Source organism: Methylomonas defluvii (genome assembly GCF_033949435.1).
In the GTDB taxonomy this organism is placed as follows: domain Bacteria; phylum Pseudomonadota; class Gammaproteobacteria; order Methylococcales; family Methylomonadaceae; genus Methylomonas; species Methylomonas defluvii.
This window is the reverse complement of record NZ_JAXARY010000001.1, coordinates 550,228-574,478: the sequence shown is the minus strand read 5'-3', so window position 1 is coordinate 574,478 and position 24,251 is coordinate 550,228. Positions and strand designations below refer to the sequence as shown.

19 protein-coding genes are annotated in these 24,251 nt (G+C 52.2%); all 19 read right to left on the bottom strand.

From position 1 onward, the window contains the following. Window position 1: 1 nt before the first annotated feature. The 19 genes from QLH52_RS02655 to QLH52_RS02565 all read right to left on the bottom strand — a co-directional run bounded on the left by QLH52_RS02655 (window position 2) and on the right by QLH52_RS02565 (window position 24,241). A complete protein-coding gene (locus QLH52_RS02655; RefSeq protein WP_319960453.1) occupies window positions 2–649 on the bottom strand; it encodes an acetyltransferase in 648 nt (215 codons plus the stop codon). Continuing rightward, window positions 646–1,713: an N-acetylneuraminate synthase gene (neuB, locus tag QLH52_RS02650; RefSeq protein ID WP_033157183.1), complete on the bottom strand. Its 1,068-nt coding sequence runs from the start codon at window positions 1,711–1,713 to the stop codon at window positions 646–648. The genes QLH52_RS02655 and neuB overlap by 4 nt, the downstream gene beginning before the upstream one ends. After that, a complete protein-coding gene (neuC, locus tag QLH52_RS02645; RefSeq protein WP_033157184.1) occupies window positions 1,710–2,891 on the bottom strand; it encodes a UDP-N-acetylglucosamine 2-epimerase in 1,182 nt (393 codons plus the stop codon). Before neuC ends, neuB begins: the two co-directional genes overlap by 4 nt. Beyond that, window positions 2,888–4,027: a LegC family aminotransferase gene (locus QLH52_RS02640; RefSeq protein ID WP_033157185.1), complete on the bottom strand. Its 1,140-nt coding sequence runs from the start codon at window positions 4,025–4,027 to the stop codon at window positions 2,888–2,890. Before QLH52_RS02640 ends, neuC begins: the two co-directional genes overlap by 4 nt. Beyond that, window positions 4,020–5,000, bottom strand: a complete 981-nt coding sequence (locus QLH52_RS02635) for an NAD-dependent 4,6-dehydratase LegB (protein ID WP_033157186.1) — start codon at window positions 4,998–5,000, stop codon at window positions 4,020–4,022. The genes QLH52_RS02640 and QLH52_RS02635 overlap by 8 nt, the downstream gene beginning before the upstream one ends. Then, window positions 4,997–5,698 carry an acylneuraminate cytidylyltransferase family protein gene (locus QLH52_RS02630; RefSeq protein WP_205453382.1) on the bottom strand — a complete coding sequence of 234 codons (702 nt, stop codon included), beginning with the start codon at window positions 5,696–5,698 and terminating at the stop codon, window positions 4,997–4,999. The genes QLH52_RS02635 and QLH52_RS02630 overlap by 4 nt, the downstream gene beginning before the upstream one ends. A 19-nt stretch (window positions 5,699–5,717) precedes the next feature. Beyond that, window positions 5,718–7,394 (bottom strand): glycosyltransferase, encoded by a 1,677-nt coding sequence (locus QLH52_RS02625; RefSeq protein WP_319960452.1) that lies wholly within the window; start codon window positions 7,392–7,394, stop codon window positions 5,718–5,720. 25 nt (window positions 7,395–7,419) lie between these two features. Further along, window positions 7,420–8,181 carry a TylF/MycF/NovP-related O-methyltransferase gene (locus QLH52_RS02620; protein WP_319960451.1) on the bottom strand — a complete coding sequence of 254 codons (762 nt, stop codon included), beginning with the start codon at window positions 8,179–8,181 and terminating at the stop codon, window positions 7,420–7,422. Window positions 8,182–8,214: 33 nt separating this feature from the next. Further along, window positions 8,215–9,354, bottom strand: a complete 1,140-nt coding sequence (locus QLH52_RS02615) for a class I SAM-dependent methyltransferase (protein ID WP_319960450.1) — start codon at window positions 9,352–9,354, stop codon at window positions 8,215–8,217. Window positions 9,355–9,390: 36 nt separating this feature from the next. Continuing rightward, the gene (locus QLH52_RS02610) at window positions 9,391–10,242 is read right to left on the bottom strand and encodes a phytanoyl-CoA dioxygenase family protein (protein ID WP_319960449.1); all 852 of its coding nucleotides are present in this window, start codon (window positions 10,240–10,242) and stop codon (window positions 9,391–9,393) included. Between the two features lie 331 nt (window positions 10,243–10,573). Continuing rightward, the gene (locus QLH52_RS02605; RefSeq protein ID WP_319960448.1) at window positions 10,574–11,656 is read right to left on the bottom strand and encodes a glycosyltransferase; all 1,083 of its coding nucleotides are present in this window, start codon (window positions 11,654–11,656) and stop codon (window positions 10,574–10,576) included. Window positions 11,657–11,721: 65 nt separating this feature from the next. Further along, entirely contained in the window at window positions 11,722–13,653 is a 1,932-nt protein-coding gene (locus QLH52_RS02600) for a B12-binding domain-containing radical SAM protein (RefSeq protein WP_319960447.1), read from the bottom strand. A gap of 12 nt (window positions 13,654–13,665) precedes the next feature. Beyond that, complete coding sequence (locus tag QLH52_RS02595) at window positions 13,666–14,820, bottom strand: glycosyltransferase family protein (protein ID WP_319960446.1); 1,155 nt, start codon at window positions 14,818–14,820, stop codon at window positions 13,666–13,668. Next, a complete protein-coding gene (locus QLH52_RS02590; protein ID WP_319960445.1) occupies window positions 14,817–18,629 on the bottom strand; it encodes a glycosyltransferase in 3,813 nt (1,270 codons plus the stop codon). The genes QLH52_RS02595 and QLH52_RS02590 overlap by 4 nt, the downstream gene beginning before the upstream one ends. 17 nt (window positions 18,630–18,646) lie before the next feature. Next, window positions 18,647–20,038 (bottom strand): radical SAM/SPASM domain-containing protein, encoded by a 1,392-nt coding sequence (locus tag QLH52_RS02585; protein WP_319960444.1) that lies wholly within the window; start codon window positions 20,036–20,038, stop codon window positions 18,647–18,649. A gap of 23 nt (window positions 20,039–20,061) precedes the next feature. Then, a complete protein-coding gene (locus tag QLH52_RS02580; RefSeq protein WP_319960443.1) occupies window positions 20,062–21,135 on the bottom strand; it encodes an alpha-ketoacid dehydrogenase subunit beta in 1,074 nt (357 codons plus the stop codon). Then, the gene (locus QLH52_RS02575; protein ID WP_319960442.1) at window positions 21,128–22,147 is read right to left on the bottom strand and encodes a thiamine pyrophosphate-dependent dehydrogenase E1 component subunit alpha; all 1,020 of its coding nucleotides are present in this window, start codon (window positions 22,145–22,147) and stop codon (window positions 21,128–21,130) included. The genes QLH52_RS02580 and QLH52_RS02575 overlap by 8 nt, the downstream gene beginning before the upstream one ends. A gap of 5 nt (window positions 22,148–22,152) precedes the next feature. Further along, entirely contained in the window at window positions 22,153–23,673 is a 1,521-nt protein-coding gene (locus QLH52_RS02570) for a PfkB family carbohydrate kinase (RefSeq protein WP_033157196.1), read from the bottom strand. Window positions 23,674–23,677: 4 nt separating this feature from the next. Then, window positions 23,678–24,241: an SIS domain-containing protein gene (locus QLH52_RS02565; protein WP_319960441.1), complete on the bottom strand. Its 564-nt coding sequence runs from the start codon at window positions 24,239–24,241 to the stop codon at window positions 23,678–23,680. Window positions 24,242–24,251 lie beyond the last annotated feature (10 nt).

Here is a 24,251-nt window from a genome sequence, read left to right as displayed (position 1 = left end):
ATCAATCCTGTTGCAAATCCTGTATGTGCGAACGCGGCGGATAGACAATCTGCTTGCAACCGACATCGCGCGTCACCACGCTGCCCGCACCCACCACACTGCCGGCACCGATGCGTATACCTTGTATGATGGTGGCGCCGGTGCCAATGTGCACCTTATCGCCCAATTCCACTCCGCCACTCAGGACCGCGCCGGGCGCTATATGGACATCCCGCCCGATCCGGCAATCGTGCTCGACAATCGCCCCGCTGTTTACGATGCAGTTTTCAGCAATTTGTGTGCCTGCCTGAATAATGGCACCCGCCATGACCTGTACGCCCTCAGCCAGTTGCACATCGCTTGCTGTAAACGCGCGAGGATCGACCACTGTTTGAAACCGATAACCTTGCGCCACACATCGTTGATACAAGGTCTCGCGCAAGCCTGCATCGCGCGGTAGAGAACCAATGCCGTTAACTAACGCGATACCATCCGCCGCATAAGCCCGTATAGCCGAGTCGTCGCCCAGTACCCTCACTCCGAAGTGCTCGCTGCCGGGCAGTCGGTGAGGATCGGCTATGCCCAGTATCTCAATCTCCAACCGCCGTAACATGTCGAGCAGCACCCGCGCATGTCCGCCGCTTCCCAGCAAAATGACCGGCTTACTCATTCGATCAAGTCATCCACGTCATAACAACGATGACTGGTTTGACCAAGCAATCGCCAATATTCCATCGGACTCAGACCGGTTCCAGGCCGCTTGGTCGTCAAATTTTCGGCGCTAAAAGTTTCACCCACTGCTATCAAACTATTCGCCACCAAACTTTTGCGGGCGACCGTGCGATTTTGCAATTCCACCGCTTGCGGCATCTTGCCGGGACGGCCAAGTGCCTGTTCGACGGCGCGAATATCCTGCACCATTTGCTTTAATTCAGCCGGTTCCAGTGACACTTGGTGATCAGGGCCTTTTTGACTTCGGTCCAAGGTGAAATGTTTTTCTATCAATACCGCGCCCCGCGCCACGGCGGCGATCGGCACGACCAGCCCTTCGGTGTGATCCGAATAACCGACCGGCAGGCGAAAAGCCTGCTGCAACACATCCATCGCCCGCAAATTCACGTCCGCCATCGGCGTCGGATATTCGCTGGTGCAATGCAGTAAGGTGACTTTTTCCTGTAAAACCGCTTGCCCCGCTTCCGAACTGTAGGCTTGCTGAAATGCCGCCAGAGACGGTTGCTTCCCACCCAACAAGCCAAACGCCAAAACCCCCAGCGCGGTTTCCACCTCACCTAGCGTGGCCATGCCGGTGGAGACAATGATGTCCTTGCCGGTTTTGGCATGGGCCAGTAAAAACGGTCCATTGGTAATCTCACCCGATGGAATTTTCAATCTGCATAGACCTAGCTCGCCCACCAAAAACGCCAGACTATCGAAATCAAATGCGGTCGAAAGAAACTCGATACCTAGGCGCTGACAATAATCACGCAACTGAAAATGAAACTCGTATTTCAGCTCCAGCTTGCGCAACATATCCAACTGGCTCTCGGCTGCGCCTGTGGTGTGTTTTTGATATTCAGCCTTCGTAGCGGACTGGGTGACCAGTTTCTCGGCTTTAAAGGTCTGGAACTTCACCGCATCGGCACCCGCCGCGACTGCAGCATCGACCAATTGCATAGCGGTTTGCAAACTACCGTTATGGTTGACGCCCGCTTCGGCAATAATGAACGCACTCATTCAAGCACCTCTAAATCGAAAAAACGCTTCTTCAGCAGCCCATCCACAGGCGCGTGTTTCAGAAGCTCTTTAATCTTCGCCGAAGCCCCGCCCTGACCGTAGGGATTTTCGACACGCGCCAAGGTATTCGCAAATTCGCCGGAAAATATTTTTAGCAGGGCGGCGCGGATCGCATCGGTTTGCGGCGCGCAGTGGATTACGCTACCGGCACAGATCCGTCCCCGCTGGCGATCACCGATATTGACAGTAGCGATACGAAAAGCCGGCGCTTCTATGATACCGCTGGACGAATTGCCGACTACCGCATCGACCAACTTCAGGGTCGACAAATAACGCAGAGAACCCAGGGAAACATAGCTACTTACTCGGCGGGAATGGCGTCGTCGATACTCCTCTATCATGCTGGCGATAACCCGGCCGTCGGCATCGGCATTGGCATGGGTGAATATGATATGCACATCGTCAAACTCATCCAAAGCCCGCAACAACTCGGCAAACTGCTCAGCCGCCGTCGCCGCTTCCAAAGTCACCGGATGAAAGGTGACCATCAGGTTGCGTGTCCCAAACTTGAAATCCAGCGCTTGTTCCAGCTCAGTTTTATCCAGCAATGGCAACTTATAAACGCTGTCTAGTCCCGGTGCGCCGACGTTGAACACGCGATTAGGCTGCTCACCGAGCTGAATCACCCGCTGCCGGTAAACCTCGGTTGAGGTGAAATGTAGATGGGCCATTTTGCTGATGGCATGACGAATGGCATCATCCACCGCGCCTTCGGTCAGTTCGCCGCCGTGGATATGCGCGATGAGAAGGCGCAAGTTCATTGCTGCCTGCGCCGCCGCGAATATTTCGAAGCGATCACCCAGCACCACGACGATGTCCGGTTGTAAATCGTGTAAGGCATCGGCGAAACCGATCAAGCCCAAACCCATGGCCTTACTGATGCCGACCGGCGTATCCGACGACAACAACATTTCCACCTTGCGATTGATCGTAAAACCATCGGCAGCAATTTGCCGCCAGGTCAAACCGAACTCCGGCGACAAGTGCATGCCGGTCACGACTAACTGTAAGTCTAGGTCCGGGTCCGCTTGAATTTCCTGCAGTAGCCAATACAGCAGGCCGTATTCGGCTCGGGAACCGGTCACGACACAGATTTTACGTGGCGCCCCAGTCGTCATACGACCACGCTACTGGGCACATTGACCAATCGCTCAGCCAGTTGGCGCGATTGCCGCAAGTCATCCCGTTGACAATGTTGGTACATTGGCAAATCCGCCATCAACTCCCATAGCGGTCGAGTCATCACACCGCGGGTATTGCACAATTCCAGAAAGGCGTCGCGCTGCGTATGGTCATCGAGCAACAAAGCGTTGAGCCAGTAATTGGCATCAGCGCCAGCCGGTTCTTCGACGATTTGCGCACCGTTGGCTTGCGCCCAATCCAGATAACGTTGCGCCAATCCACGTTTAAGTTCGACAAATCTCGGCAATTGCTCGAGTTGCGCCAGCCCCAGGGCGGCATTCAAATTCGGCATCCGGTAGTTGTAACCGATTTGGTCATGTTCGAATTTCCAGGCATGCGGTAATTTAGCCGTGGTCGTCAGGTGTTTGGCCCGACGCGCCAGTTCCTCGTCGTCGGTCAAAATCATGCCGCCGCCGCCCGTGGTGATGATCTTGTTACCGTTGAAGCTAAGCACCCCAAGTTTGCCGAAAGTGCCGCAATGCTGGCCATTGAGTCGGCTACCCAACGCTTCCGCGGCATCTTCCACCAACGGCATGCCGAAGTCGTCGCATACTCGAATCAACCCAGCCAGATCGCAAGGATGGCCGAAGGTATGCATCGGCAAACAGGCGGCGATGCGCTTGCCGCTGGTTTTGTTGTAAACGCCATCATCGCAGCGTTCGCCGAATCGATCCAAAAACTCCGCCAAGGCCAGCGGCGACAAACCTAGCGTCGCCGCATCAATATCAACAAACACCGGCTCGGCACCGCAGTAATGAATCGCATTGCAGGTGGCGACAAAAGTCACCGCTTGAGTAATCACTTCTTCGCCGGGCTGAACGCCGGCCAGCAACAGGGCAACGTGCAGCGCCGCGGTGCCGTTGACGGTGGCTATCGCGTGCTTGGCACCGGTGTATGCAGCGATTTTGCTTTCGAACTCGGTGACATACGGGCCGACACTAGACACGAAGGTACTGTCGATCACATCCAGCAGATACTGTTTTTCGTTACCGGCGAAGCGCGGTTCGTGCAAAGGGATGAATTGTTCGGTTTGATAAATCTCCCGGACCAAGCGGATAAAGCTGTCAAACATTGTAAATATCCGCTTTGTATCGTTTCAGATTATCCGGCTCGGTAAACCAGGCTACGGTGCGGCGCAAACCCTCCTCCAAAGTCACTTGCGGGGCAAAACCGGTCAGTTGTTTGATCTTGGTGTTGTCGCACCACAAGCGGTTCACTTCGGACTTCTCCGGCCGCAACCTTTGCTCGTCCACCAAAAATTCGACATCGCTGGCCATGATGCTTTTGATCAGATTCAGCGTTTCGCCGACAGAAATTTCGAAATTGGAGCCGATATTCACCGTCTCGCCGATGGCTTGCGCCGACTCGGCCAACGCGATAAAACCCCGGCAAGTGTCTTCTACATAATTAAAATCGCGCGTCGGCGCGACATCACCCAGTTGAATCTGTTTTTTACCGGCGGCAATTTGCGTAATGATGGTCGGAATCACCGCGCGCGCCGATTGCCGGGGACCATAGGTATTGAAGGGTCGTGCAATGGTGACAGGCATATTGAAGGCATTGAAAAAACTCATCGCCATCGCATCGGCGGCAATTTTCGACGCACTATACGGAGACTGCGGCTGCAACGGATGTTTCTCGTCGATCGGCACATATTGTGCGGTGCCGTACACTTCACTGGTTGAGGTATGAATTAGGCGTTTAACGCCATTATCCCGAGCGGCCTGACAGATGTTCAGCGTGCCGCGAATGTTGGTATCGACATAGCTGTCCGGCGCCTGGTAGGAATACGGGATGGCAATTAATGCCGCCAAATGAAACACAACATCAATATCCCGACAAGCAATCCGGCAAAACTGCGGATCACGGACATCGCCGCAGATCACCTCTATCTCATTTTTACAGGCAGCCTCCTCCAGCCAACCCCAACTATTAAAAGAGTTGTATTGGGTGAGTGCACGCACCTGAAAGCCGCGCGCCGCAAGCATTTCCACCAGATGCGAGCCGATAAAACCGTCGGCGCCGGTGACTAAAACCTTGTTCATACCAATCCTTGTTTAATGTACGCCTCAGCGATGGCCCAATCTTCTTCGGTGTCAATATCCAGACTTTGGATTGCATTCATGATCAGCGGCACCGTCTTTGGCGGGTAAAACGATTTGTGCTCCAGTAAATAATCGGTCTTGCATAAGTACATCGCGCCATTCGGCGTCAGCAGCGGCTGGCTTTGTTGCCGCGACGTCTGGGTGGGTTTTTGATTGTCCAAGGGCTGCATAAAGCCGCTCTCAAGGCGAAACAAAGTAGTCAAATCGCGGTGAATTTCCTTGCAGCCGACTACCGCATCAACTTGCCTATCGCTGACCATGGCAACAGCCTCCCGAATTATAGCCGTAGAACGAAACGGCGAGGTTGGTTGCAACCACATCATTAATTCCGGCCGGTAACCATATGCAGCGATAAACCAATCTGCAGCATGCTCAACCACCGAGAAAGCCGCGACACTATCTCCCGAATAAACAGAAGGACGAAGAAACGGAACGCAGAGCCCTTCTTTACGCCCCAATACCGCATAATGCTCAGAGTCAGTCGATAAAATCGCCAAGCTATCCGGAACAGCCGCTCGGACAACGCTTTCGGCAGTCCAGGCAAGTAAGGGCCGCCCGTCCAGCAATTTCACGTTTTTATCCATCAGTCCTTTGGAACCCGAGCGGGCCGGCACCACGATCAAAACCCGTATTTTCATCTATCGGTCTGGTAGATAGTTAGCAGACTGAATCGGCCAACAATGCGTTCCGCTGCTGCCCGCAAAGCTGATAAAACGCAATCAAACGCTGAATTTGTTTATCCATACATAAATACTCTCGAGCGGCCAACACACCTTCACGTAGCTCCCGCCAATCCAAACCTTGCAAGAAATTGGGCAAGTCGTGAAGTTGGGCACTGGAGATAGCCACTCCGCAGCGATGTTGCTCAACAAATTCGGCAGTTGCCTCAGCCCGACGACTCACTAAGACGGGTAAGCCCGCTTCCAGATACATGAACAATTTAGCAGGAATCAAGGTTTTAAAATGTTCCGGCCCCACTAAAAGCTCATCAGAATAATCGTAAACGATCAAACCCAGATCGTAAGTGCTAATGATTTGGGCAATACGCTCCGGCAACTCACCCTTTAGGAAACGGTAATTCGGGTATTGTTCTGCCAGCGTCAAATGGGCTGCATACACATTTGCATAGTCTTCTTCGGCAATCTTGAGCGGATTGTTGTATACGTCCAGAACCAAACCCTGACTGATGATCGTTTCGACGGTATCGACCAACTGCGCATCACCGAACAGTTCGGCAGGATGCTTGGAATTGATGGGAGGAACGCCACCGGCAAACACCAGCCTAGGTTGTTCGGGTATTGGCCTTTCAGCATTGGCAGTGACGCAAAACTCCGGCAGCGGGTAACACAAGAACTGTAACCAGCGCATCCTCCGCCTGGCTCCATCAAACAAATCGACAATGCGGCTACTGCCCTGATAGACAACGCCATCGACATGGTTTACCAAGTATGTCTCACACGCCAGTTGTACTTTTTGCATCGCATCCACACCATCGCCCCAAGTTTGCCGCATATAAGGCAGTAACTGCGGTAGGTCATCCGGTGCAAAAAAAAATGAGTTTAAATCCATCAACTCAACGAACTGCCGGCAGCTACTCGGTAAAAACGCATCGATTAACACGGGAATATGGTAGCGAAACAGCCAACCTTGAGTATGAATTACCGCCCCACTTGCGCCTTTCAACCACAACAAAAAACTAAGCAGATCGGTCGACAGAATCTCATCGAAATATCCGGCCTTGTGGTCTCGCAAATCGGGATTAAAGGTAACCGCTAACGTGTAGAAGCCCTGTCTACGCAAACTAACACTCATTCTTAGCTGGTTGTAATACGCATTTTTGGCGACAAACAAAACCACTGGCGCAGTAGCTGCTAATCGTTGATTCAATCGCTCTGCCAAGTCCCGTCGATGCTGATTCAATAACAAGGCATAAGCAAGTTCCACATCGGGATTGTCAATACCCAGCACACCGGCTTCCGTCGCGTTGGCCTTATTAGCGACAAGCGCGTTAAGTACGGCATCTGCAGTTCGACCACGCTGCAGCGGCACACCACAATATTGACGCCGATTCGTTGAATTATCGAGCGGATCAATCGCTACTCGATACGGCAGGTCGGCCAGTTGTTCGCATAACAAGCCGGTCACTGGCGAAATCCCACGAATCGCCACCGTGCCGCTAGGTAAATACTGTCGCAACACGGTGATCAAGGCTTGCGCGTAAACCGCATGATTAAACGACTCGCCATTCAGCATTTCACGCCAACCATCGCCCAATGCAGCCAGCGCCGCTGTTCTTAGGACAGCGGTATCGGTAAGTGCATCGCTAAGATTCATGGCAGTACATCCTTCAGCATTTGGATTAAGGCTTGATCAGATAGGCTGCCGGCGAGTTAGTCCACTCCAATGTGAGCAGCCTTAGATTCGGCTGATTCGCAAAAAACTCGTCCACCGCTTGGCTTTCGCCTTCCCATTCCTTCAAGGCATATTCATCGAACAGCACCACTCCCCCCCGACTAACTTTCGGCCAAATTGCCTCTAAGGCGGCTTTGGTCGGCGTATACAAATCGCAATCAAAATGCACTAATGAAAACCGGACGCCAGGATTTTCAGCCACAAATCGCGGCACAGTGTCACCAATATCCCCTTCGATGAGTTTCACCCGCGGCTTCCAAGGCACAAACCGGTCAGCATCGAAAATAGCCAATGCCGCTTCCAGCTCGGATTTAAAGCCCGATGAATCGTAACCACCCAGGACTTTATCGACTTCAGCAGTGGGCTTACCGTCCTGCGCAGCGAATTCGGTAAATCCCCGCCAATTGTCAAAGCCATAAACAACTTTGGTTCGATCACCAATCGCATAGGTTTCCAGTAAATTAGCCCAAGTCATCAGACTTAGGCCCCGAAACACGCCAAACTCAGCAATATCGCCCGGTACGTTCAACGTGTGTTTGAACAGCTCGGCATGCGCCAAAAACCGTTTTAACCACTGCCGACGCGCTAACACTGGAAACAGCTTGACAGCAGTCAGCGGATCGATATCAAAGTTGGCACAATGTTGTTGCAGTCTGTCTTCGGTGGATTGATCGGTACCCGTTTTGCGAAAACCGTCGAATGTACTCATACGTCTCCTGAACGTTTAAAGAAGCTGTTTGGCCTAGGCCGGCGGCAGCAGATAATTACTACCCGCACCGATTCGGCGGCAAATTTTTTCAGCCGTGCTGCGGGGCAGTGGCATCAAGATATTGCCTAATTCCGATACCTCACTCGGCGCAAATACCGGGCATCCTCGATAAAGTTGCCCCTGACGAGTCCGATCCTCATCCACGAAGAACCCTACCCGCTCCGCCAGTAAACCATGTAACCAGTTCGCTCCAATCGAAGTACCGAAAATCCCTAAGCGCCCGCTTTCGACACTCAGCGCTTGATCTTGCAGGTCGCGCAGCCAAGCAATGCTGGCCTCTACTTCATCTCGCGACTTGGCCAACTCATTAGCCGAATGAACTACTGAAGGTTCGCCAGGCTTTACGACAATGCTGATTTCCTTGGGGATCAAATCAATATCGATAGTCTCGATCACCAATCCAGCCCTCGCCAGCAGGCTTGAAATACTCGAGCACGTGAAGTGTGAGCAATGATCAAAAATCGCTAAATCAAAGGGGGAGCTGGGAAAATGCGGAATCTGGATCAAAGCCCGGCTATCGGTGTGCATCAATGCCCGCATACCCTGCAGAAAGCAGAGAGGCTCGGTGACATGCTCAAGTACATGCACAGCGGTTATGAGATCGAATGTACCGACAATTTCGCACAAATCGCCGGCAAACACTTCCTGCACGCCGGGGACGGCAAGCACCCGCTGCCGATCCGGCAAATTTGGATCGAAGCCAAATAATCGCCAGCCGTTTGCAAGCTTGGAAAACGCTGTCAAGGTTGGGCCTGTGCCGCAGCCCAGATCAAGAAATGTACCGCCGGACGTCAATGGTCGCCGTTGAAAATAATGCCCAAACATCAACTCCGAACGCGGCAGGGCCGTTCCGCTAAGCTGATCAAAAATCACTTGCTCGGTACGATTGGGCGTTTGATGGTAAAGGTCATAACTAGCATAAATATGTGCAGCGGACTGTCGCCATAAGGCATCGACCACTTTTTGCACCAAACCGCAGTTCAAACAAATCGCCACAGCAAACGATGCCGGCCAAGCTCGGCAATCAGAAGAGACTGCTGCTAAGTCAGCCGACTCGTTAAATACGCTTAACGAATCGGCGCTGCAAGCGTGGCAGACAGGCACTGCCGACATATCCGGCATTGTTGAATTAGATTGCCCGGACAATGCTCAGACCAAAGGAAAAGCCGAGCAATCGATCAACGCGCCAGCAGCCAAATTGATTTGGGCATTCATGCTGGCTGCAGTACCTTGGCGCGGCGAATAGCGGGTCGGACCAACTAAATAACGCAACGAAATCGCTCGTCGTTGTCGGGTAGTGGAAGTATTTGGAAACGAACGATGCCAAGTTCGACCGTCGTGCACTGCGACGCCACCCACCCTTAAGCTAACTGCAAACGTGTCGAATTTATCGTCGGCGAAATCGGCCGGGGTCAAGCAAATTTGCCCATCGCCCAGGTTCGCACCGGAATGCAAATCAAACGGCGCACTGACACCGGCTTTATGGCTGCCTATTGCATATTCCAATCCACCATTTTCGGGATCGACATCATCCAGAGGAATCCATAACGCAATCTGATTTTGCGGATCAAAAGGAAAAAACGGATTGTCCTGGTGCCAGCTAAGCATACCGCCCTCCAAAGGAGGCTTGGAAAACACGATAGTCTCAAACAGACGCAGTTCCATTTCACCTTGACTGACTTGCGCCAACTGCCGGGCAATTTGAGTAGCCGCGTGCCCAAGCGCTATCTCGGACAACGCGGGGAACTCAGCCAGCGGCCTTATGCGCTTTACGTCACCCTGAACGTGACGCCAAAACACCGCCGCCGGGCGGTCGACCGGTAGCTCGCTCGGCGTCGCGCTGACGCAGAACGCTTGCCATTCCTCTGAAACACGCAGCAACAAATTAGTATCAAAATAGTCGTTAACGGCAATAAAGCCCTGTTCGCAGAACCGTTCGGCATTTAATACCGACAGGGGTTCCGGTAGGTTAGAACGACCTCGAGAATAGTGATTTGACATATGTTGTATGTGTACCCAATTGATTAACACTTGACCTACCCATCGGGCCACCCCGATGGACGCAATGAATTCAAACGCTTTCCAAGCAACATGTGGCGACCTCAAAACGACGCCATGCCCAGACAATTTAGTTATCGGCAGCGGTAGCAGAAACCTAAAATACCGACATCCAACTCTATTTTGTCAGATTTCATCCGGCCTTACCGCAGATGACCCCCAAATAAAGATTGCCGGAACTAAGTCCCAGTGAGAATCAAAGCTGCCGCCCAAATCACTGGATGCCAGTCTCCATGTTGGTGTAACGGGCTTACTTCAAATCAGACAAATTAGATTAACAGGCGACTTTATAACCCAAACCGGCCAAATCAGCCAAAATGGCTTCGGCCCGATGCCGCCAGGTATGGGCCTGACGTACCGCCTTTACTGCAGCGGAACGAATCTTTTGCGCAGCCAGTGGCTGATTTAGGTAATATCGGCATATATCACCGACCTGATCGACATCGAATTCCAGGTAATGCAACCCAGGAACAAAGAAATTCCTGATTCCGCCGCCTACTAATTCGTCCCAGTGATTTTTTTTAATTAAAATCAAACCACCGGAAGCCATACAATCCATCACCCGAAAATGCGCAGACTCGCCTTCGTGCAAGTTGATTTGCGAACCGGCATATACTTGGCGCATCTGCATAACACTATCCAGCTGGCAATGATAATAAGGCCGATAAACGTCCCAATCATTCCAGTTTTGCGGACCAAACAGCGCCAAATCAGTTACTGTCAGGATATTGTCAATTAACTCGCGCCGATTCAGCATGCGAATTAATCGCCCGCTGACGTCATATTCGAGTTTATTAGTCAGCTTTACCGTTCGATTGAAATGCTCTTTGGCAACAGTTTGCAGCAACGCCAAATAATCGTCATGCACGTTCAAATAATTACGCTGGCTAGTGATACGACTCTCTAAAATCGGCAACACTTCGCCAAACCGCAACGGTATAGAATCTGCTGAAATATCGGCATCCAATTCGTCCATAGACCAGGGCTTGGGGATATGCCCAACAAAACTAGCGGGGTACCGCACATCGGGAGTAGCGGGGTAATAATCGTTCAGGCACGCCCCCGGCGCAAGCCAACGATAAAAGCCATCGTAGCAGAACTTATCCAACCAATTGGCGCTGAACAAGTACGTTATCTCGCTACCATAAAAATCGCTAATGACACGACCATTAAAATCGACAAGCCAACAAATATGGATAATATGCTTCGGTAAAAACGGTACATCGTTGCGAGCTCGATTCATTTCAAAAATCACATCCGGACGATACTGGTTTATCCAATCGGATAAACCGGCCTGATCGAGCAAGCCGCAGCAGTAACTTACCTCCAAACCGGCTTGGCTAAACCCTTGCGCCATCTGTCTCGACAACATCCGATACCAACGGGTATCACGGGGTAAAAATAACGAAACCCGGCGAATTTTCATGCCTCGGAAATGGCGTTGCGGAAAAACTGATTCCAACAAATCACTTTTTTAGGTGTCACGTTCTGGTGTTTCAGCCAGTCCAAAACTTTTTGATATTCGACCCAAGGTAAAATCACCACGTTCTGCCCGTCGAGTTCCTTAACTCGGTCAATATCAAGCAATTGGGTCCGCCTATCCAAAAATAACTTGTCCTCTCGAAATGGCCGTGTATCGTAAACCGCTGCGACACAGGTTTGATCAATCTTAATATCCTCTAAAAAGACTGTAGCAAACCGGTCTAGTGCGGGAATAAAAATTGCGTGCTGCTGATTTTCCGCTAAAGCATCCATTTCTGCCTGAAATCGGTCATAAACCAATTTCATGTGAGGAATATCCCTGGCCTTCAAATGCATTTTCCGCCCGCAATCCGGGCATAATACATTCATGCCCTGCACGCCAACGGGACCGTTTAAAAGAGGACCGTTTTCGTCCTGTTCGAACGGGAAAGGCAAATCCAAGGTTTGTTGATGACTGCAACACGGGCATTCAATAGTAATTCTTGATTTCCAGCGTTCCAATATCTCCCCGGCTACCACTTTGGTGCAGCGCTTGCGGTGATTTTCATCGTTCAGCTCGCGCAGCGAGATATACCAATCCTTGTACTCCTCGTCGCTCATCTGCGTCATATTGACCTGACTGTTGTATAGATAGCCGGATATATTGCACAAACTGCGCATAAAGGTTTCACGGTCTGCAATTAAGCCTTTTTCCAGCGCATAATGGTAAATGGGGGTACCGGCATAGGGAATTACCGCGGACCAATCGCAAAAATATAATTGATTGTCTTGTTGAAATTGCAAACTCTCGCGGATGGTTTCCTGCGTTTCGGCCGGATCGCCGAATAAAAAATTACCTTGAATGCCGATTTTCGCCTCGCGCACAATTTTTACCGCATCGGTAATTGTTTGCTTGGTAATCTTTTTCTTCATGCTGCCCAATATCGCGTCGCTGCCGCTCTCTATACCGAACGAAATATAATTACAGCCGGTTTCCTTCATCATTTTCAGCATCGGCAAATCCAGCTGATCCATACGCAATTGGCAAAACCATTGAATATTCAGATTGCGCTGTTTCAGTAAATCGCAAAACTCGACCACCCTAGCCTTATTGGCCGAGAATAATTCGTCGTAAATCGAAAAGTTATTGATGCCGTAAGTTTGAATATACCCTTCAATTTGGTCGACCACCCTGCCAATGTCATGTTTTTTATACGTGCCCATGCCGGCGTGATGGCAAAAAGTGCATTTAAACGGGCAGGACCGACTGGCGGCAATCGGAAATGAGCGACCGGCGTCAAGCCGGGTCAAATGATAGGAAAACTGGCCGTGTTCACCCTGCAAGCCGATATGCTCGCGTATTCCAAACGAATCCAAATCAGGCAACGGCAATTCGTCCAGGTATTTAGGCGACTCACCCTCGCCGGTGAATTTGGGCTTATCCGCGTCCCAGCACCATATCCCGGCGATTTTACGAACGTCGTCACCTTCTTCCAAGGCTTTCAACAAACGGGTGAAGATCAGCTCGCCCTCGCCGACCACCGCATAATTCGGCTGCAGGGTGTTCATCATCAATTCGCCTTCCACCGAGGTAATGCCGCCGCCCAATACGATGGGCACGTCGGCGCGAATTTCCCGGATCACTTTAATCAAACGGTCGATCTCGTTATACGCCACGGTCAATCCGCTGATGCCGATAATATCGACCTCTTCATGCAACAAGGTATCGCACAAAGCCGGATTGCGCTTTTCCATAGGCATGTGATTGAAGTTCAAGCCTATTACCTGATGCCCTTGGCTTTGGATATAGGCCGAAATATAAGCCAAGCCCAGAGGAAAGTACGAAGCGTTGGCCTGAGGATAATAACTGGGGGAAATCAAAAGGGTTTTCATCGCAATTACCTTTTAGACATAGGCTAAGTCGTGAATGATTTTTTCGGCACGGGCGCGCCAGGTATGTTTGGCTGCTATCAACGCCCGCACCTCGGCGACAATAGCCTGCCCCATCGCTCGGCCCTCTATGGCCTGCTGGTAAACATATTCGAAATTTTCGCTTTTAAACGCAAAGTAGTGCCGACTGGCGTCAAAGTGGTCGTGCAAACCGCGGCCAAGTAGAACTTCTGAATCGACCTCGTCGTTATCGTACCAAAACAATAAGCCGCCGGAAGCCAGGCAATCGATCGCGCGAAAGTGAAAACTGACCCCGTCGTGCAAATTGATGCGCGAATATTGATGTACTCGGTTCAACTCGGCCGGACAGTCTAAAAAATGCCGATAAAACGGCCGGTATTCGCGCCATTGCGCCCAATTGTCGCTACCGTAAATCGCAATCGATTTCGACTTACCCAGCGCGAAATTCAATAGCTCCGTGCGGTTTTGCACCCGCTTGGTCCGCTCCATCAAATTGTAATAGCAAGCGTTTAAAAATTCGGGTTCGGGGGTCGCACCGGCTACGTCCAACAAATCGTCGATGATACGTTTTAAATCGCCGTGAGTTTTGATCTGCTCGCGTGTGGTCTGTAAATGCCTGTCGTAACGCTGCAACAACTCGGCAAAGGTCAACGTCGAGTCAGCGGCGACCGGTCGCGCCAATTCGGCAGCACTCCACGGCAACGGGATATGGCCGATAAAATTGAATTCCACATCCAGCGGCAGAGCCCCGGGCAACGGCTGAAAGGTTTGCACGCACGTGCCGGGCGGCAACCAATCTTGCAGCCCCCCGGTACAGTAGTTGGCATCCCAGCCGGGATCAAAAAAATAAGTGATTTCGCTGCCGGCGATTTGCGCCTCGGTCCGCCCCTGAAAATCCACGATCCAAGCGATATGCGGAATTTTATACCGGTGTAAAGCCGGCACTTCGTCCTTGACCCGATTCATTTCGAACACTGCGTCCGGCTTATGTTTGGCCAACCAAGCCTGCATTTGCGCCTCGTCCAGCAAACCGCAACCGCCGCTAACCCGAACGTCCAGGCTGGCGAATGCGTCGCGCAAAAAACCGTAAACACGCCGATAAAACGGGGTATTGCGCGGCATGAACAACGCCAGATGTTGCACCCTCATGTCGGCTCCAAGGCGGAAAAGCGCTGCACCGCCGCCGCCAAAACTCGTTCGGCGACAGCCCGATATGACAATTTTTGGTCCAGGCCGCGCAGCGCATTGGCGGCGACCTGCTCGCGCGCCTCCGGGTTGTTCAGGTAATACTCGACTTTGGCCAGCAAATCGGCCTCGTCGCGGTACAGCACCACGGCATTGGCATCGAAGAACTCGCGCAACGGCGAACCGTCGTAAAGCATCTGCCTAGACAACATAAACCGGCCGGCGGCGATGATTTCCAAGGCCCGCATGTGCAGCGTGACACCGGGATTGGCGTTCAAACAAATTTTAGCCCGTTGCATGATGCGGTTTAGCGCCGTACCGTTTTCAGCGACGCCACGGGCCAAGTCGGCAAACGCCGGATATGCCTCCCAATGCTTACCGTAAAGTTGAATTTTCAAGTTCGGAAAAGCATCCATCAATAGCTGGATGGGCCAATATTTCATGCGATTCAAATATTCGCAATGCAGACGGTTGCCTTTTATGCATAGCAACAACTCGACTACCTCGTCGCTCAGTGAATAGCCGTTGCCGGCAAACAATGCGCGAAAATCAGCAATGGTTTTGCCGGGATGCACTGTGCAAAACTCCTCGAATTCAGCCATCGTCATTGATGCACAGTGGCGTTCGAGCACGGCGTACAACTCGCGCAACTGTGCCAAATTCAGTGCACCGCTTCGAAGCATAGCGTCTTCTTGCTCAAGCAAGCTCATATCCAAAGAAGGGTCGCGCAGGGGTTGTAAAGTTTTGCCTGGCGCCTCCAAATGACTGACCAGCAACACGTCGCAATCAATGGTTTCTTCCTGCAGCGGGTAATATTGGCTGTCATTGAATCCCAAAGGTAAAAACTGCAGCGGGTAGTCACCGTACAAGGGCAGCGTGTTGAAACTCAGCCAGCGCCGAGCAAACACAAAATTCAAATCGAACGGACCGGGCGCCATTTCATTGAAGCGAATGTTCGGCAACATATCCTGTATCCAGTTTACAAAAGGAACAGTTGCCGGGATACCTTCAAATTCATGCCGAAAATGGTCTATGGTTAAAATCAAGTCCGGTTTGAAGCGGTTGATCTCGTCAATCAGATACTCAATGTTGGTTAGATAATAATTTTCTGTTTCGCTACACAGTAGCACCGTCGCACCCAATCTTTGAAAACCGTCAAGCCAGTCGCGCATGCAGTATTTCAAAAAGCTGGAAAAGCGCGAGATAAAGCCCATTACCCGCAATTCGCCAACTTTTTCCGCGCTGAATTTTTGCCGCCACTCTTCAACGCTGATGCTCTGGTAGTAGTCAGTGACTTGCCGCAAATTAGCGGCATGCCGTTCGGCGCGGGCCTGCTTTGCCTCGACCGACAGCTGATAAACGCGCACTGAGCTGATAGCGGCGTCGGGGTCCGGATTGAACAACATATCCGGCAGGGCTGCTTCGAACTTCGAAAACTCGGCGGTTAAATCAGCCTCCGCTGCGAGGTCGGAAAAAATCCGCAGACGCCCGGCCGCCAGCAACGGCTGAAGGTCATGCAACAGCAAATTTAACAACCATACGGCCGGCTTGGTTTCGATCAAATACACCGGCACCTCAAATTCCGCCATTTCCGGAATCGGCGACTCGGTGGCGCGGGACGCCGCCAACAATTCGTAACCGGCACCCAAACCGACCAGCGCATAACAGCAGGTATTTTCCCGGGTCATCGTTTGCGCATTTTCGGCAATCAGGCGTCTGTGTTCGAACAAGGCGATGTTATCCAGGCGATAGATTTGTTCGCCAGCCTGCGCTACCGATACCCGCCAGTACTCACCGCGTATAGCCTGATCAACGAAGATCGTAATAGGCTGTTGCGACCAAGCTGCCAACAGGGCTTCGTGCAAAGCCGGGCGATGCTTGGCCAGGCAAGCCAGATTGGTTTGCAACTGTGCCGAAAAAGTTTCCGAGCCAAATTCCGCGCCGGCAAGCACATGCAACTTATCGCCGAACAGTTCCGGCAACAGGGCGACTGGCTCCGGTGCGGGCTCAGCCACTTTAGCCAACAAGCGCAAGTCGCTCAGCTCGATCAAGCGTTCGGCAGCGGCCCGATAGGTAAACTGCGCGGCCAAACCCTCCGGCGCCTTGGCCGGTTGCAAGCGGTTATGCAGAATGTTGCGCAACTGATCGGCCGTCTTGAAGAACAAGCAATAGTCGTCCCAATACGGCGGCTCGGCCACATCCCGGCAATCGTAAACCACCGGGATACAACCGCAAGCGGCCGCTTCAGCCAACCTCTGCGAATTGATTTCGAACGGATGGCAAACCAAAGCATAGCGGGTGGAACGGTAAACCTCAGCCACTGCTTCGCCGTGCGGCAATTCGCCTCGATAAAACGGTGCCACCTCGGCATCCTGATCCCAGTAGCGTCCGTAAACATCCACCGGCAGACCAGGATCGGCACACAGCCACTTCACCGAATAATCGCGAATTACATAATGCAGTAATTTCCAGAACACAAATTCATAACTTAGCCCGCTGGCCTCGGCAATTTGCCGCACGCTCGCTTCGTCAAAGCAAGCGCCGGATTCCATCGCCGCAATCAAGCTATCCAAAGCCTGCCGATGTTGGCTATTGTCGATATCGATCACCGGCAGATAGGAACTGCCGACGAACACAATCTTGTCGGCTCGCGCCTGATTGTTACCGGCATGAAACACCACATCGTCTATCACAAAATGTAAGCGTTGCACCAAGGCGGCCTGGCGTTGCTCCAGATAACGATCAAACAACGGCGAAATCGAGAAATTGAAATCCCGGGCTCGCCATTTCAGCGGCTGGGAATCTTTTAATTGCGGCATCAAATCCTGCCACCAGACGATATTGACAATATCGTCGTGCATGAAACTGTTGTTCAAGCTATTGACATACAAGCAGGCATGCGGGTCGAAATCGATATATTTTTCCAGCATATCGACCATATTGCTGCCTTCCATGTCGTTATCCTGAATGTAAAACAGCACCTCCCAACCCAGAGCGGCAAAGGCCTTGGCCAAGCCTTGCGAGCTATATTGCATAACGGTGGTCAAACGACTCGTCGGGATAAATATCCGCGGCGGCCGATTGCCGACCCAACGCGGTGGCAAGGCCTTGGCTTTGTTCAGCAATTGTTGGATCAACCACAGGCGCCTGCGCTTGATCGATTCACCGGCTGTGACAATATCCTGCCGGATGGCGGCCTTAACCTCCTCTTCCAAGCCGTCAGGAATATCGATATTTTCCGGAATACGAAAACGGGAGCGGATGAAAAATTCCTCGTAATCCGGCAATTCCAGATGTATCAAGTTCGGTAAGTCCGATTCGGGCAACTCGCCCCGGTAATAGCAAATCTGCAAACCGTCTATGGTGGGATGGCCGCAGGAAACTCGATTGGCCTGCTTTGCCACGTTTAACGCCTGGAGCGGATCGATAAAATAGGTATCGAAATGCACATAGTCCGGCACGCGATATTGATTGCGGTACTGCATCACTTCGTCAATGACATCGCGGGGCATGTCGTTGAAATGTACGGCGCCGCCTTGTGAAACGGCGATCAATTGCGGTATCGGTAATGAGTTGTGCGAAAAAAATTCGACAAACTTGTCGGCGGGAACCTGAATAAAATTCGGCAACACAATATCGGTCAACAGCCCGTCGTAATAGCAATATTGCCGGCGCAAACTGCCGGATTCATCGACGATGCTCTGTTGCTTGGACGCCTCCGCGTAGGCGTCCTCGATATTCAGAAAAAATATGTCCTTAACCGCCGAATTCATCGTGCATTCCAGCGCAATCAAATGAAGTTGATGTGTTCCGGCGGATTCTTCAAATCCCACAAAAACTTGTTCACATAATCCTGCCGGCAACCGATGGCGCAGTCTTTATGCACATCCACCGACTCGGCCACATCTTTATGCACCTGCCAGTAGCGTTCGCTGGTGGCAACCAAGTCGTAAAAGGAATCGGTGTGCAAATCGCCTATGTAAAAACGCTCTTTGTTAAAAAACGGTCCGCAAGGATAGATTTTGCCGTTGCCGGAAATCTGCAATAAAAACGGCGTGCCGAAACATTGGTCGTATTTGCGGTAGCCGTCCTTATAAAGATTGGTTTCGCCGGCAGCATTGATTTTGTTCCACTTGGCCTGGACCACATAATTTTCATTGCTCAGCGCCTCGGCCTGCTTCAGAACGTCGCCTATTTTCAGATAGGCGTCGTAATCGATGCCGATTTCCTTGTATTCGGAATCCGAACAATGCTTGATCACGAAATAATCCACACCCAATTCGGCGCCCAGTTTGGCTTCCGCCAGCACTTCGTCGAAGCATTCCGGGATTAACACCATCTGCAAGCCCAGTGTACATTTATAGTTGTTGGCTTTTTTGATCTTCACCAGTTCGCGAATCTTGTCGATCAACAAGTGAAAATTGACTTCCTTGGATTGATGCACTCGCCTGAAGCCTTCCGGGGTACCGGCGGATAGATTGAAGCGGATGTAACTCATGTTTTTCAGTAAGTCGTGGGCGCGATCCATATCCAGCAATAAGCCATTGGTGGCCATCGCGGTGTCGATGCCCAGTTCGCCGGCCAGCACAGTGGCATCGTAGAGGGTTGGGTTGAGCGTCGGTTCGCCGTCGCCGATAAAACCTAAGGAGCGCACCCCCAATTTGCCGCAGTCGCGGACAAAATTGAGCAGCGCTTCGCGGCCAATCATGGTGCCCTTGGTCATGTTCTGTACCACGGCATAGCAATACAGACAGGCGGTATTGCAAAACTTGGTCAGCCCCATATCGATATGCACCGGCGCAAAGCGTTGGCCGTTTTGCCAGGCCTGCACCCTATCCAAATGATGCATCATTTTGTGTCCGTCGAAACGGAAGCGTTCTCGCTGAGTGCGAAAACTGGGGCCGGTGAACTGGTTGGGAACGTGTTGTTCATGCTCGTTCCCCGCTTCCAGACGAATGATGCCTTCTTGATCGTCGTGGGAAATGCTCTGTAATTTCTGTCCGGGCAATTTCGCCAACTGGCTGGTGTCGATCACCTGATATTCGTTCGACAAGGCGCTGCGGTCCACGATGTTATTGGAGGTACGCAATTTATGCCCGGGCTGACTGAACATAGGCACATTGTCGGGTATATCGGTCACGGCGCTGTTGCCGAAACGATTGGTTTGTTCAATTTTTGCCATGGTCTGATGCTCTGTTCAATGCGTTAAAACGGGCCGACGAAGCTGCGGTCGGGTTGATCTTTGGGCAAGTCGGACTGCAAAGCGCCGATTACCGAGGCTGTTAATTCCGATCGACCCACCATGTCCAACACGGCACAGGCGATCTGCTCGGCGCCCGGATAGTACTCGTTGGCGACAAAATGCGAGGTCGGCACCGGATGGTTGGGATAAGCAATCAAGCGCGGCGCTTGTTGTAAACCATGTCCATGGGCCAACACCAGTTTGGATAGCAACTGATGACCAATTGACGCCATTTCCGGCGCGCAATCCGCTACTAGCAATTTGCCGCCGGTTTTTGCCAGCGATCCGGCAACGCTATCCACATCCAAGCTGCTGACGCAACGCATATCCAAGACTTCGGCGTCGACACCATACCTTGCCAATACCGTGGCGGCTTTCAAGGCTTCTATGCTCATGTGCGAGAATGCTGCCAAGGTAATATCGGTGCCTTGCCGCAGCAAAGCCGCGCCGGACAACCCGGCCGCCGGACGAAGTTTGTCGACCTCACCTTGGACATGGTGTAACCAGCGGTGTTCGATAAACAGCACCGGATTGTTATCGGCAATCGCCTCCAGCATAAAATGGTAGGCATCGCCAGCCGTGGTCGGCATCACCACTTTCAAGCCCGGCACTTGCGCAAACATGGCTTGCAGACTTTGCGAATGTTGCGGCCCCTGCCCCCAACCGCGACCAATGATGACGCGAATTACCAACGGCACTTTTTGTTGGCCGTCAAACATGTAATGCCACTTGGCGGCGTTATTGATCAACTGATCGACCGACAGCAAGGCAAAATCGATACGCTGATGTACCAGCACCGGGCGCATGCCGGCCAGCGCTGCGCCAATACAAATGCCGGTCATGCCGTTTTCAGCCAGCGGCATATCCAGCACCCGCTCGGCGCCGTACTTCTCGCGCAAACCCTGAGTTGTGGCAAAGATGGTCTTCGGGTCCGGCACACCTTCACCAATCAGCAACATGTCCGGATATTGGGCCAAAGCATCATCCAAAGCCTCGCGGATTGCCTCACCATAAGTCATCGTCTCTACTTCACGCATACAGATGTTGCCTCATGCTATCGACAGTCGGACGTGTGCCTTGCAAAGCCCAAGCAAAAGCTTGTTCAATTTCCTCGGCCAAGCGGGTTTCCATTTGCGTTAGTGCGGCATCATCACTCAACTGCGCGTCAAGCAAGGCCTGCCGGGTTTGCAGTAGCGGGCAGCGCAATTTCCACTCGGCCAATTCACCGGGGCGGCGATAGCCTAAGTCGTCATCTTCATTAGGTCCGCAATGCTCCGGCCAGCGGTGAGTATGCAATTCCAAAAACTGCGGGCCCAAGCCATTCCTAGTGTTGCCAACCGCTATTCGCGCCAGTTCATATACTTCATCGACCCGATTACCGTCGCCGCTAACCGCGTTTAAGCCGTGGGCGGCGGCTATTTTATAAATATCGCGTTTGGGTTGGCGTTCTGCCAACGGTGTCATCACCGAGTATTGGTTGTTCTCGCAGACAAACAGCAACGGTAGCTTTTTTAATACCGCAAAATTCATCGTTTCGTGCATCACGCCTTCTTCAAAACAGCCATCGCCGAAGAAAATCACCACGACGTTGGTCGCTTCCGGCATCCTGCCTCTCGCGACACTGGCACATCCCTGTGCGGCGCCGGATTTTTTCATCTGCTCGGCCCAGGCATAACCGGCGGCTAATGGCACGGTGCCGCCGACGATAGGCGTGGACGCAACAAACCCGGCTTCCAGGTCGGTCAAATGCATCGACCCACCCCGGCCGCCGCAGCAGCCTTCGGCATAGCCGTACAACTCCGCCAGCAGGCGCGGCAAATCACCGCCTTTAGCCAAATAATGGCCGTGGCCGCGATGATTGCTGAACACCTTGTCCTGGTTGGTCAAATGTGCACAGACCCCGACAGCAATAGCTTCTTCGCCGATGCAAAGATGGGTGGGACAACGCATTTGCTGTTCGGCATAGCGCCGGGCAATCGCTTCCTCGACTCGGCGGATGCGCAACATTTGATAATACAGCTGCTTCAAATCGGCAGGCGTAAGGTTCATGTCTGTCATTTCAACAAGGTAGTGATGTATTTGAATAAAGCCACTGCCCGCACCGGTTCGCGGTTACATACAATCTGCACATCCAGTGCGGCCGCGGCGCTACCGGCGAACAAGGCTTGCTCCGGTGACAAGCCGCCGCCCAAACACAAGCCGGCCACAGACAGAAAGGCATCGCCGGCACCGATGCGATCCACCACTTTGGAGGACAACGCGGGAATCTTGTAAGCCGTTTTGGTTTGATCCAGCATCAACGCGCCTTTAGTACCGCGGGTGATGGCGATGTGCTGGGCACTTAATTTGTCGGCCAACTGGCCGGCCAATTCCTCAATGGCAGCACCTCTATCGTGGCTCGCCAACCGCAATTCCGGTTCGTTTAACGACAAGAAGTCTGCGTTCGGATACCGCGTGATCAAGTGGTACCCCCGATTGCCGCTGTTAACCTGCGCATTCACCGCCAGATATTTAGCGCCTTTGGACAAGGCCGCGACCATTTGATTGGAGATAAAGCCGTTGCCGAAATCCGGTACGATCACCACATCGTAATCGCGCAAATGTTTGTCCAGCCAAGCCACGATCTTGCGATTGGTGTCCTCCGGCAACGGCGCATCGTTATAAAAATACACTTCAAATAACTTGGCGATGTCGGCATCGACATAGCGTCGCTTCACAATCGTCGGCCGATCCTGACTGAAGAAGAACACCGGATCAATCGCCGGGTTCAAATTGGTACGAATAAAATCTTCGTGGCTTTTCGTGGCGCCCAGGCCCGAAAGCAACGTGACATTATGGGCAAATTCCGCTACGTGATTCGCCACCGCGATAGCGCCGCCGGCAAAGCGTTCGTAATCATTGTATTTCACTGAAAACACGTTGCCTTTGCCTGTTTGGCCCAAGGGGGAGGTGTAATGGTATTCGTCGACTATCGCTTCGCCGACCACCAGTACATTCAAACCGCTTAAGGCCTTGAGTTTGTCGATAATCTCGTTGGCGCCGACCGTTTCCTTGAACTGATCCAGGTACGCTGAGATTTCCGGGGAGAACACCTCAAAATACTCGTTCAATAAGCGCGTTGAGCTGGACGTCAATTCGTCGGTAAAGTAAATCCTGCCGCCGTGCCGTTCCACGGCGTCTTTTTCGTGCTGGATATTGCCGGTCAGATCGTCGCTGGTACTTTTGTAATCGCTACCCTTCACATATAAATCAGGCTTCACCTGATCCAATACTTCCACGGCGGTAATCGCATGGTTGATCGCCACACTATCCACACAAGCCAGCGCCGCAATGTTTTCGGCGCGCAAATATTGATTAAACACCGGCCGACCGGGGCCTTTATTGACATATTCGTCGGCGGTGACGCTAACCAATAATGCATCTGCCTGCCTTGCTCCGCTTTGCAAATGACGGATATGGCCAATGTGCAGTAAATCAAAAGTCCCATGGCATAAAGCCACGGTTTTGCCTTGCGCTTTCAGTTCGGCGGCACGCTGCGCCAGTTGTTCGATAGAAACGATTTTTTCCGTGGACATGAGCTTATTTCCTGAGCAGATGATCGGTAATATGGTGCAACACGAACAGATGCCCCAACTCGACCATGCCGTAATGACTGCTGTCCAGCCAGCAATTCCAGCGCCCAAGTTTACGGAGCGGATTTTCGGCTTTGAAGCCACTTAAGGTCATGACCGGCAAGCCTTTGGCATTGGCAGCCTGCACCGCATTGACGATATTCAAGGATTGCCCGGAACTGCTGATTGCGATCAATAAATCGTCCGGATTCGCAAACGCGGTAATTTGTTTGGCAAAGGCCTGCTCGTAACCGAAGTCGTTAGTAAAACACGTCAAGGGCGCGGCTTCGTGCAAAGTCAAGGCGCACAAGCCGCCGACATTGCGCAAGTCGGTAATCACATGACTGGCAATCGCCGCGCTGCCACCGTTGCCCAGCACCATGATTTTGGCCTGCTGTTCGCGCACTCTGGCAAACTCGGTCAGCAATTCTTGGATTACCGTTTCGCTGTCCAAGGTTTGAGCCTGCGCATCGGTAAATACGCTGTTATTCAATAAGTTTGCAAAATCCGCTGCCGCTAGTCCAATAGCCATCAGCCTCTCC